This window comes from uncultured Chitinophaga sp., from assembly GCF_937898475.1.
In the GTDB taxonomy this organism is placed as follows: domain Bacteria; phylum Bacteroidota; class Bacteroidia; order Chitinophagales; family Chitinophagaceae; genus Chitinophaga.
The window spans coordinates 493,663-505,501 of sequence record NZ_CALEJS010000015.1; the positions used below are offsets into that span (position 1 = coordinate 493,663).

At 48.5% G+C, this 11,839-nt stretch carries 9 protein-coding genes and 1 tRNA gene; 5 read left to right on the plus strand and 5 right to left on the minus strand.

Annotated features, from left to right (window positions below; genetic code table 11):
• Window positions 1–57 precede the first annotated feature (57 nt).
• On the minus strand, window positions 58–531 hold the full coding sequence (locus Q0577_RS08835) for a 23S rRNA (pseudouridine(1915)-N(3))-methyltransferase RlmH (RefSeq protein ID WP_298734995.1): 474 nt from the start codon (window positions 529–531) through the stop codon (window positions 58–60).
• A 184-nt stretch (window positions 532–715) separates the two neighbouring features.
• Between Q0577_RS08835 and Q0577_RS08840 the strand changes: the two genes are divergently transcribed.
• A tRNA-Arg gene (locus tag Q0577_RS08840) sits at window positions 716–789 on the plus strand.
• Between the two features lie 222 nt (window positions 790–1,011).
• On the opposite strand, the gene Q0577_RS08845 is transcribed toward Q0577_RS08840, so the two are convergent.
• Window positions 1,012–3,378, minus strand: a complete 2,367-nt coding sequence (locus Q0577_RS08845; RefSeq protein ID WP_298734997.1) for an alpha-L-rhamnosidase C-terminal domain-containing protein — start codon at window positions 3,376–3,378, stop codon at window positions 1,012–1,014.
• Window positions 3,379–3,613: 235 nt separating this feature from the next.
• Here Q0577_RS08845 and Q0577_RS08850 point away from each other — a divergent pair, with 235 nt between their 5' ends.
• From Q0577_RS08850 to Q0577_RS08865, 4 genes are all read left to right on the plus strand, one after another.
• Complete coding sequence (locus Q0577_RS08850) at window positions 3,614–3,811, plus strand: hypothetical protein (protein ID WP_298735000.1); 198 nt, start codon at window positions 3,614–3,616, stop codon at window positions 3,809–3,811.
• Window positions 3,798–4,805 (plus strand): bestrophin family ion channel, encoded by a 1,008-nt coding sequence (locus Q0577_RS08855; RefSeq protein ID WP_298735003.1) that lies wholly within the window; start codon window positions 3,798–3,800, stop codon window positions 4,803–4,805. The genes Q0577_RS08850 and Q0577_RS08855 overlap by 14 nt, the downstream gene beginning before the upstream one ends.
• Before the next feature lie 73 nt (window positions 4,806–4,878).
• Window positions 4,879–6,159, plus strand: a complete 1,281-nt coding sequence (locus tag Q0577_RS08860) for an NAD(P)/FAD-dependent oxidoreductase (protein WP_298735006.1) — start codon at window positions 4,879–4,881, stop codon at window positions 6,157–6,159.
• Between the two features lie 74 nt (window positions 6,160–6,233).
• Window positions 6,234–7,016 carry a succinate dehydrogenase cytochrome b subunit gene (locus Q0577_RS08865; protein ID WP_298735009.1) on the plus strand — a complete coding sequence of 261 codons (783 nt, stop codon included), beginning with the start codon at window positions 6,234–6,236 and terminating at the stop codon, window positions 7,014–7,016.
• Between the two features lie 83 nt (window positions 7,017–7,099).
• On the opposite strand, the gene Q0577_RS08870 is transcribed toward Q0577_RS08865, so the two are convergent.
• The 3 genes from Q0577_RS08870 to Q0577_RS08880 all read right to left on the minus strand — a co-directional run bounded on the left by Q0577_RS08870 (window position 7,100) and on the right by Q0577_RS08880 (window position 11,795).
• On the minus strand, window positions 7,100–7,456 hold the full coding sequence (locus Q0577_RS08870; protein ID WP_298735011.1) for a YciI family protein: 357 nt from the start codon (window positions 7,454–7,456) through the stop codon (window positions 7,100–7,102).
• 249 nt (window positions 7,457–7,705) lie between these two features.
• A complete protein-coding gene (locus Q0577_RS08875; protein ID WP_298735013.1) occupies window positions 7,706–8,461 on the minus strand; it encodes an SDR family oxidoreductase in 756 nt (251 codons plus the stop codon).
• Between the two features lie 181 nt (window positions 8,462–8,642).
• A complete protein-coding gene (locus tag Q0577_RS08880) occupies window positions 8,643–11,795 on the minus strand; it encodes a sigma 54-interacting transcriptional regulator (RefSeq protein ID WP_298735015.1) in 3,153 nt (1,050 codons plus the stop codon).
• Window positions 11,796–11,839 lie beyond the last annotated feature (44 nt).

Consider the following 11,839-nt stretch of genomic DNA (forward strand, 5'->3'; position numbering starts at 1 on the left):
AATGATCAAACTCAATGATAACATAAAAACACTATGCTGTTAAAAATGTAAATGTAACTATTGATGATGATATTTCTCATTATGCAACACAGAATAGGCCCGGTATATTTGCTCTGTAACAATCAGTCTTACCAGCTGGTGCGGAAATGTAAGGGAAGAAAGCGACAATTTAAGCTGGGCCCTTTGCAGGAGTGACGGGTCTATTCCAAAAGCGCCGCCTATCAGCAGCACCAGTTGCCGGGTACCTGCATTGGTGCGCTGCTGCAGGAAATCTGCCAGCTGCAGGGTGGTCATCATCTTACCATGCTCATCCAGCGCAACCAGGTAATCCTGTGGCTGGAGCATATCATTAATAATCCGGGCTTCCTGTTTTTTGAGCTCCGGAATGGAAAGGCTGGCGGCCTGCTTAACCGTAGGGATAAGGCGAAGCTCAAAGTCCACATAATGTTGTAAACGTTTCTGAAAAACGGCGATACCATCCCTGATGTAGGGATCATTATCTTTTCCTATACTCCAAAGCTGTATTTTCATACTGAGATAATTAGAATCCTTGCCAGTGCTGCGTTTACATATTTAATTACGGATGTAAAAGTAAGTGTAAATCAGAAAATTGCAGAAATTTTGGTGAAAGTATTTGTAAGTTTCAAAAAAACGCATACTTTTGCAATCCCAATTCAAACGAACGGTAACACACCGGGAAAATGAAAAGAGGAATGGCTCCGTAGCTCAACTGAATAGAGCATTTGACTACGGATCAAAAGGTTTCAGGTTTGAATCCTGACGGAGTCACAAAAAGGTTCAGCAACTGCTGAGCCTTTTTTGTTTTATACATGGGACATCATCTCCTGCCATATTATAACTAAAGACGGACAGCAAGCGTTTAACGTAAACGATGCATGTACAGAGGAAGAAGTTAGAACGCCCGCCGGGAATTCGATTTCCCCGAATATAAAAGGCCAGGCAGCGCCTGACCTTTTATACAACATCTTTTTATACAACATCTGTCATCTGTCAGATCTCCAGCAAATTCTCTCCTGCCTTTAACGGATATTTCTTCTCCTTCCACACCAGGGTACCGGTCGTTTCCCCGGGCAGCACAATCTTAATTTTCCATTTATTATTGCTGAGTGTATATGCCACGGCCACCTTTCCATTGGGATGCGGAATTTCTCCGCTTACATTGGTAAGCGCTCCGAGATGGGGGGTGATTTTTACTTTACGGAAGCCCGGCGCCTCCGTATCAATACCCAGTACGATCCTGAAGAATTCAATATTGGGACTGGCGCCCCAGGCATGGCAATCGGAACGGCTGTTAGGCAGATCTGATACTTCTGCCCAGGTGGTCAGCCCCATCCTGATATTGTCACGCCACACATCCAGCCACTTCAGGTAGTCATTTCCAAGACCGCCCTTTACCAATGCCAGGTGCAGGTAATACTTAAAATAAATGGTGCACTGCGTCAGGGAACGATCGTTTAACAACTGCTGACATAGCGCCGGCAGGTCTTCCCTGTTAACCAGGCCTGCTAATACGGCCAGCGAGTTGGCGTGCTGTGAATAAACGTCTTTTTCGTTGGTGTCTGCATAAAGTTTCCTGGCGGCATTCCAGTACTTTGACCGGACGGTTTGTTTTAACTGCGCTGCCTTGCCACGGTATAGCGCTGCGTAAGCGGGCATTCCCAAACCGGCTTCCAGCTCAGCTGCCCATTGATATGCCAGCAGCAATTGCAGATCCAGGATGGCAGATGCGCCATCTGTACCTTTGGGCGGCATGGCAAAATTCCATCCTTTACCGCCTACCCAGTCAATAAAATTCCAGTAAGGGAGGTTGATGAGAGAACCGTCTGCCCCCTGGTACCGGCTGAAGAAATCCATCACCGCGCGCTCACCGGCCAGTTTGTCTTTTATGAAATTGCTGTCTGCCCTGTACATCCAGTAATCGTGCAGCATGCCAATGTACCACAAGGAGAATGTGGATATGATCTGCGTACTGCGGGTGGGCCAGCGGCTTTGGGTAACGCCTTCGGTTATACGTGAGTGATCCATGAGGTTCAGTGCATTGCGCGCCAGCCTTTCATCACCGCTGTTATAATAGCTGATCATCGCCTGTATGCGTGTATCGCCAATGTACTGCAATTGCTCATAGTAGGGACAATCCCAGTAGGTTTCCATGGCACAGAGGCGGGCGGTTCTCCAGCCTATATCCAGTATCTGTTTGATCTCGGTATTGCCGGTATTAAAGGCGGCATTGAAGGTGAAAGGATACCCGGTAAATACGCCCGAAATATCGTCTATCACCAGCGGCTCCTGCTGTGTGTGCACCGTTACAAGAATGTAACGGAAAGTTCTCCAGTACAATGTTGTATAGGATTGGCCTGCGCTGCCATCAGATACCAGGCTGTCTTTGCGCCCGTTAAAATCCTTGTTCTCCACGTCGTTGCGGTTGCCTTTACGGTCGCCAAACTTTTTCAGGTCATCAAAAAGCGATTCTGCATAGCGCAGGGAAATGCCCGCATTTTTACCCTTGCTGAAGCTGAGATCAATGTAGGCGTTGGTCAGGTAGCTTTGATCCAGCAGGAAAGAAACTGTTGTGTCAGCAGGGATGGTAAAGGTGGTTTTAGTGGCCGGAAAAGTGGAAGGAACTGTGATCCCGTTTGCTTTGCGCAAAAGGGGAATGCGTTGATAGGTCAGCTCCATCTGGGGCAGGGATGAAGGTACCAGCATCCAGGCCAGGCCATCACCGTGCCCTTTTAAATTTCCCTGGAACAACTTAGCAGCCATGGGCCAGCTGCTATCGTCAAAATCAGCAGCTGTCCAGCCTTTAACAGACTGGTGCATATCCACGAACTCACCGGTGCTGGCGGCAAAGAAGCCGGTAACGGGCCGGCGGCCCTGATCACGGATGCATTTCCAGGCGTCGCCGGTATTCAGGATCTCTTCTGCGGGCGTATCGCCTTGAATGATAAAGGCGGTTCTTACCGATATCTGGGCTTCGGGACGATGTTCCCCCTCATTAAACACCAGCGCTGCCACTATATTACTGCCTGCGGTAAGATAGGGCGCCAGGTCTGCCGTTTCATAATTCCAGTAATAGGTATCTCCCCGTGCAGGTCCTAAAGAAACCAGCGTACCGTTGACATACAGTTTGTACCGGTTGTCAGCGGAGACATGGATGATGAAGCGTGCTGGCTTAGCAGCGAGGTCGATCTTTTTCCGGAAATAATATACCCCATAGGCATTGCCCGGCTCATTGGGCGGCACAATCCAGCTGGCATTCCATGGACGGCCCGGTACAGCGGAAAGGGCGGATTGAGCATAACCGGTTTGAGTGTACAACCAGCAGCCAAGCGCCAGTACTACAGAAAATAACCTGTTCATTTTTAAGGCGTGGAATTTAGTCAAGCGTCTAATATAACCGTTTATCGTATAGCATGTATCCTATACTATCCCTCCACTATATTTAGCGGAAGCGCTTGTTTTTTACGATATATCGTAACTGTGCCATTCTTATAGACTGCTTCAATCTGCTATAAATCAATAAATTACTGTGATGGCATGGCGGTTGCAAATATGCTGTGCAATCATCTCTTTCATCATCCAAAATATCAGTCATATGTTCTCACTTTCACGGATCTTTCAGGATCTTTTTGCAAACAGGAACATCCAGTCATTCACCACTGCAGTACAAACTGCCCTGGAGCCGGTACATGAACGGAATGTTACCGAAGGAGTAGAGTTTATCGATGATTTTGTAAGGCTGGACGATCTGCCGGGTATTGAAATAAACCATCAACTATATGCACGTAGGTAAATCTTATAAATTAAGCAACTTTATATACTGGACCAGGAGAAATCTATACGTACTGCTTGTACTGGGTGTGGTGCCCGTACTGTTGTATCACCTGGCGGGATTACAATGGCTGGCTATTCCATGGACCGTAGTTGCCATGCTGGGTACCGCCACCGCTTTTATCGTTGGTTTCAAGAACTCGCTCACTTATAACCGTACCTGGACCGCCGGGGGCATCTGGACCAACATTATCAACGGCAGCAGGGCATGGGCTATTCTGAGCCGCGATTACCTGCATGATCCTGATATAACAAGGGTATTGTATAACCGTCATTTTGCCTGGCTCACGGCTCTCCGTTTTCAACTGCGGGAAGACCGTATATGGGAGGTGACGGATAACATGGCTAACAGCGAATACCAGCAATATTATGCCATTCCCGAGCGACAAACAACGGTGGATGCCGAACTGGCAAAATACCTGCAGGAAGAAGATCTGGCCTATATTGCCGCTGCACGGAACAAGGCCGCACAGATACTGTCTCTCCAGGGGCTGCACATCCAGGCGCTTTATGACAACCAGACCATATTACTGCAGCAATTCATGGAGATGCAACGGTCGATCAGTAATTTATATACCCAGCAGGGATTGTGCGAGTCTTTCAAAAACACGCCTTACCCGAGGCAGTATTCCATTATGAATACCATCCTGGTAAGGATATTCTGCTTCCTGTTGCCATTCGGTTTGCTGCATGAGTTCGACAAGCTGAACAGCACCATGAACGGCCTGATGAAAGGCCATATGATATGGCTGGTTATTCCTTTCAGTGTACTGATCTCCTGGCTGTACACCTCGCTGGAACAGGTAGGAGAAAGCACGGAAAATCCCTTTGAGGGTAGTCCCAATGATGTACCTATCTCGCAGATCTGCCGGACTATTGAAATTGAAATGCGGCAGATGATCGGAGACAGGGTGCTGCCCGCACCACTGGCGCCGCAAAATGATATTCTTGTCTGAATGAAAAAAAGGACGGAATAATTTGTCCAGCAACAGCTTTCCGGTTGTTATTAAAGTATGAAACGCTTTTAAGATGGAAAACAGGCAACACGTTGTTGTGATCGGAGGCGGTTTTGCCGGACTTAACTTTGTTAAGCACCTGTATCGCGACAAACATTACAGCATTACTTTAGTTGACAAGAACAACTATAACTACTTTACACCGCTTTTATACCAGGTGGCTACCAGCTTCCTGGAACCCTCCAGCATCAGCTATCCCTTCAGGAAGCTGTTCCGTAAGAAGGACATTGCTTTCCGTATGGCAGAGTTGTTAAAGGTGGATACAACCGCCCGGCAGCTTTACCTGAGCGATGGCGGCACACTGGACTATGATATACTGGTGTTTGCCGCCGGCTCTCACACCAATTTCTTCGGGAATGAAAAGATCCGGCAAACCAGCTTCTCGCTGAAGGGGATTGATGATGCCCTCTACATGCGCAATGAGCTGATCAAGACCATGGAAAAGGCTGCGCGGGCAACAGACCCGGAGGAACGAAAACGCTTACTGACCATTGTTATAGCCGGCGGAGGGCCCACCGGCGTAGAAGTTGCCGGTATGCTGGCAGAAATGAGGAAATATATCCTGGTGCATGATTACCCGGAACTCAGAAATGCCACCGGCGATATCTATGTTGTGGATGGTGCGCCCTACCTGCTGGCGCCCATGAGCAATAAAACCCATGAGGCAGCCTATAAAGAGCTGCACAAGCTGCGGGTAAAGATCATCCTGAATATGCATGTTAATGGTTTTGAGAACGACCAGGTACTGCTGTCTGACGGGTCTGTAATAGCGGCTAAAACCCTTATATGGGCAGCCGGTGTTACTGCAAATACTTTTGAGGGCATTGCAGCGGAAAGTATCGGTAAGGGTAACCGGATGATCACCGACGCATTTAACCGCGTACAGGGCTATGATAACATTTATGCGATAGGCGATATCAGTATACAGTTTACGGACAAGGTGTATCCCAAGGGGCACCCGCAGCTGGCGCAGCCTGCGCTGCAGCATGGCAAAAGCCTGGCAAAGAACCTGCGGCGCATCGCTAAGGGACAAGCACCAAAGCCGTTTAAATATTTTGACCGGGGAGATATGGCGATTATCGGGAGGCAGTATGCTGTAGCCGACCTTTTCAAGCACAAAGTGCATTTAGGCGGTCTCTTAGGTTTATTGGGTTGGCTTTTTATACATGTGGTCTCCCTGGTCAATTATAACAACAAGATTAAAACATTGTATAACTGGGCGATAGCTTATGCTACCAGAGACCAGGCATTGAGAATGATCTTCCGGTCTGAGAACCAGGAAAACCGTCCGTAGTTATTTGCGTCATCATACAATCAGGCCGGCTTCTATGCGAAGCTGGCTTACCCTGCTTTTTCAAACTATGCTATATGATAAACTTTAAGCAATTCTTCCGTTCCTCCATCGGCAAAAAGCTGATCATGTCGATGACGGGACTGTTCCTTTGTTCGTTCCTGATCGTTCACCTGGGTGGTAATCTCACTCTGTTTGCCGGTGATCAGGGTTACACCTTCAATATCTATGCGCACTTCATGACGCATTTCGTGCCGGTGACCATCATTGCTTACGGGCTGTATATCTCTATCCTGGTGCATGCGCTCTATGCGCTGATATTAACGGTACAGAACCGGCAATCCCGCCCGGTAAAATATGCCGTTGCCCCTAAGACAGATGTGAAGTGGGCATCACTGAATATGGGTTTGCTGGGCAGTATTATTTTCCTGTTCCTGGTGATACATATGAGCAATTTCTGGGCGCGTTATATGTTCACCGATGTTGGCTTCCTTGAATACCGGAAAGACCTGCTCAGCGGTGTGCTGACCGTTGCCAGATACACGCCGGTGTCTCCCCATTTTGAATATGCGGTGAGCACGGAAAACAATATCGAAATAGTGCGTGTTAAGGATCTCTACGGGATTGTGACGCACAGTTTCAGCCTGCTATGGTATGTGCTGTTATACCTGGTAGCGATGGTGGCCGTTGCCTATCATATGTATCATGGCTTTCAAAGTGCCTTCCGTACGGTGGGGCTTTCCCATAAACGATATTTACCGGCCATAAAATTTATTGGCGTCTGGCTCTTTGCCATCATCATCCCCATTGCGTTTGCATCAATGCCCATTGTGTTTTACATCAGGAGCCTGATAGTTTAGACGTTTGAAAGTTTAAAGGTTTGAAAGTGCCCCACCATGGCAGGACCCCTTCAAACCTTTAAACTTTCAAACTGTTAAACGCTCTAGGCTGCTGTTATTGCCATTCTTACTTCCACTATCGCACCGTACTTAATGATCGGGCAGCCTTTTGCGATCGCTACTGCTTCATCATAGTCCTTTGCCCTGATCAGGAATAATCCCCCGATAGATTCCTTTCCTTCGGCGTAGGGACCATTGAATACATGATCTTTTGACCTTTCATGCCTGATCACACGGCCGTCTACATCCCATCGTCTGGGAGGGGCGACTAACCTGTCCTGCGCAGCGATACCGGCTATCCAGTCCTGGTAGGGTTTGAGGGCTTCTTTCATTTGTTCCGGACTGGGAGCCGGGTTGGCGCTGGTCAGATCCCTGTGGATCACTAATAGGAATTCCTGCATTGTGTTTGTTGTTTTTAATATGAATAATGAGGGCTTTTGTTGTTGTACTTTCAGACTTGCCAGGCGTTGATGTGTCGTTACGTTATTGACCGGATGTCACCATCTGGTAGTGCCGGCGTTAGGCTGAATCATGCGCGAACGGGTGGAAAGCGCAAACCATATACAATAGCCGCAACGAGCTGACACCCGTCATCTTCGTTTACATGCATCGCATGGCAGGTCCTGAAAGTAAGTGTGGAGGATGCGCGTTTACACCTTCACTGGTTGTGTGGCGAACCAGGTTTCGAAGTCTATTTTTCCAAGATGGGCATCCGGGCCGGGGATCAGTGAATCTTTTTCCAGAATGGCGCCGAAATAGGGCGCTTCGTCATCTGTAAGCACCGTGCGGTTATCATTTGTTTTTTCCAGATAGTTTTCCACCAGTCCGGCCATACTGAATTGCTCTGGTCCTCCGATCTCAACGATGCGGTTCCGGGGATCTCCTATAGCTACTTTCGTCATGGCGTCTGCTACATCATCTGATGCGATGGGCTGAATGAGTGCAGATGTGATGCGGATACTGGCTGACTCTCCTGCTGCTTTTACAATACCGCCCAGGAACTCGAAGAATTGTGTGGAATGTACGATGGTGTAGGGGATACCGGATGTCCTGATCAGGTATTCCTGTGCCGCTTTAGCGCGCATATAGCCGCTGTCGCGCAGCCTGGAAGTTCCTACTACCGATAAAGCGATATGGTGTTTAACACCGGCTGCACGTTCAGCCTCCAGGAGATTGCGGCCGGAGGTCTCAAAGAATTCCATCACAGCTTTATCTTCAAAAGAGGGAGAATTGGCCAGGTCTATCACTACATCTGTCCCTGTCATAACTTCGGCCAGTCCTTCGCCGGTGATGGTGTTAACACCTGATGCAGGTGATGCTGCAATTACTTCGTGACCAAGTGCACGCAGCCTGCTCACTGTTTTCGAGCCTATCAGCCCGGTACCGCCAATTACTACTATTTTCATGATCTGTTTTTTAAGTTGCCTGTGAAAGGCAGGAGTTAAAAAATTGTTGTTTGTAATTCATGTAGTAACTGGCAAGCCGGATGCCAGCGGGTAATTCACTTTTAGTCAATCATTTATGCAGATAGCACTGGTTTTGTTTTCACGGTATTAAGAGAATTGTTCCGCTGCTGGCGAAATATCGTTACCTGGTAAAGTAGTCTGCTTTTGATATGCCCAGCTTCTTCATCTTTGAGTGCAGGGTAGTACCTGGTATCTCCAGTATTTCGGCAGCACCGCCCGCACCGGATATCTTACCACTGCATCTTTTCAGCACACCGATGATGTGGGCTTTTTCCATCTGTTCCAGTGTGCCGTTTCCATGGAGCTCTTCCGGTGATGATCCGTTGTTGGCCTGCAGCGTCTGCCCCGGTAAATGGATCTCTGTCAGCGTTTGCCCTTCACACAAGAGGATACTTCTTTCTACCAGGTGTTCCAGTTCTCTTACGTTGCCGGGCCAGTGGTAGCTTCTTAATTCCCGCAGTACCCCGGAAGATATGCCGGTAACCCGTTTGCCTATATTCTTGCTGAATTTGGCAAGAAAAGAATAGGCCAGCTGCTCAATATCTTCGGGACGTTCTCTTAAGGGCGGCAGGTTGATGGGAAATACGTTCAGCCGGTAGTAAAGATCTGATCTGAAGCGGCCCGCCTGCACTTCGGCCTCGAGGTTACGGTTGGTAGCAGCGATGATGCGCACATCCAGTTTAATGGTGGTTTTACCGCCGATCCTTTCCAGCTCACGTTCCTGCAATACACGTAGTAATTTCACCTGCAGTTCCAGGGGCATTTCGCCTATTTCATCCAGGAACAGGGTGCTATGGTTGGCCAGTTCAAACTTGCCGATACGTTTATCTACCGCGCCGGTGAAAGCGCCTCTTTCATGGCCAAACAGCTCACTTTCTATGAGGTGGGCGGGGAGGGCTGCGCAATTTACTTTCACCATCAGCTTGTTCTTACGGGATGATGCATTGTGGATAGCTCTTGCGATCAGCTCTTTACCGGTGCCAGTTTCACCAAGTAACAACACCGTAGAGTTGGTGTCTGCCACCTGCGACATGAGGTGATACGCCCGTTGCATTGTTGCGCCGCTGCCTACGATCTCTGAGAAGTTGTAGATCGTCTTGATCTGTTCCCGCAGGTAATCGTTCTCCATTTCCAGTTTCTGCTTATAGGCCAGTATCTTTTCATTGGCGCGGATATTGGAGACCGCGATGGAGATGTGTGCGCAGATCCCCCGGAGGATGGTAAGGTTGATCTCATTGGTCAGCAACCAGATAATGCCCAGGTCTACATTGCCTGCACGCAGCGGCGCCCCAACCGCATTGGTCAGGTTCATACCTTTCCATAGCTGTGCAAAGGAGCCATCGTTTACCTGCGTTTCTTCTGCAACGTTGAAGATAACCGGCCCATCGCTGTTCAGTACCCTTGCACTTCTTCTCTCGGTGATGTCGTAAGTCTTTGCCGCCAGTGAATGGAACAGCCCGCGGTTATGGTCAAACACGTTTTCATCATAGATGTACGCGCTGAGTGTAACACCATCATCCTCTATAATACGGAGCATGATAAGCTTTGTATTCCACATTTTTTTCAGCAGGCGGGAGATGGCCTGCTTCAGGTCGTCTTTTGTATGCACCCTGGATACATCATGACTGAATTCCAGCAGCAGGGATTGTTCCTTTTCCCTGCGCAATATTTCATCATTGGACATGATGTTGTGCATGGCAACGGAGATCTGGTCGCACATGCCCTGCAGCAGCGGTATATTCATTTCATCCACCCCCAGCCAGAAAATTCCCAGTGTTTCATCACCTGTTCGCAGGGGCGTACCTACCATGGTTTTGATGCCCATCTTTTTCCAGGAGCGCAGGTGGGGGCAATCAACGCCCTTGTTCAGTTCCGCAGTTACGCTGAACAGAAGGGGTATCTCGCTGTCAAGCACTCTTTTCTGCAGTGGGGCATCTGCTGCATACTGATGATCATTTGCAGTAGTGCTGCCATCGTGGATATAGGTTTGCAGGATGCCCTGTTCCTCATTGCGTTTCAATATCACATAGCCAAGGGGCATGTTCAGTTTCTTCAGGCATTTATTTACGGCGTAGGAGAGATCGTCCTTACTTCTTACGGCGGCAATATCACTGCTGAAATCAAGCAGGAAGGACTTTTCGTTTTCCCGTTCACGTATCTCTTCATTAGCGGCGATGTTGCTGACTGCCGTATAAAGCTGGCTGCATATACGCTGAATGATATTTGCCGCTTCTTCTTTAAAAGTGCCCGGCTTATCGGCAAACAGTATCAGGCTGTATTTGGAAGAGCCGTTGCACCCAAGGATCTTTACGATCATCTCACGGGCGCCTGCTTCGTAATGCAGCTTGAACCACAACGGTGTGCTGTCAGGATCAAACAGCTGCATATCAAAGACAAGTGGTTTGTAGTAGAGCGCAGCAATGTCGTAAATGCCGTCTTCTGTGGTAGTGGGAATATAGAGTGCGTCACCGGAGTCTGTCAGCTCCATGAGCCGGGCTTCCGCATCGATCAGCCATGCTTTGTAATGGTCGGCAGATTCGTCCATCACGGTCATCATCCCATGAGAGAAACCAATCACTTCACGAAGGCTGGAGCTGATGATCCTGAGGAGATCCTGGCGGTCGCGTACCTTTACCATCTCATTGCTCAGGGAGAGCAATACTTCATTGAGCCATTTTTCGTGCGCTATCTCTTCGTTTTTGATGATGTTCATGACTGCATTAGAGATCTGTAAAGCCAGGTTACCGATGATCTCTTTGAACTCGCTGGTAAAACTGGTGGTATCTTTGGCATACATGTGCAGAAAGCCAAAAGTCTGCTCCTGGTTCTTCAGCGGCGTCATCAGGATCTCCCTGATACCGCCTTCATAGTTCACCCTGAGATAGGGCGGACTATCCGGTTCATCCATTACATCTTCCAGTATAAAAGCGGTGGGCGCATTGTTGGCCAGTACGGTTTGAATAAAGGGTTCGTTCAGTGAAAAGTGACCTGCTACCATTGCAGGGTATGCGGCATGGTACCGGATAGCGGAAGACGCATGATCGAGCAGGAAGGGGGCATAGGTTTGCGCTTCCTGCTCAATCAGCGTAACAATGGTGTGCGAGAACGGATAGCGTTCCCTGATCCTGGATGAAAAGAACCTTAACAGATCGTCCTTTTCCCTGATCTTCGTGATATCGTCTCCAAGTGCAAGTAGGATCCCGCGTTCTTTCTCCAGTGAATGGATCCGCTCATCAGGGGTGGCATTATTTACCTTGTTGTTTATCTTGTTCATGCTATGGGATTGACAGGTGGTTTACGATTTGCTTATATAGGTAT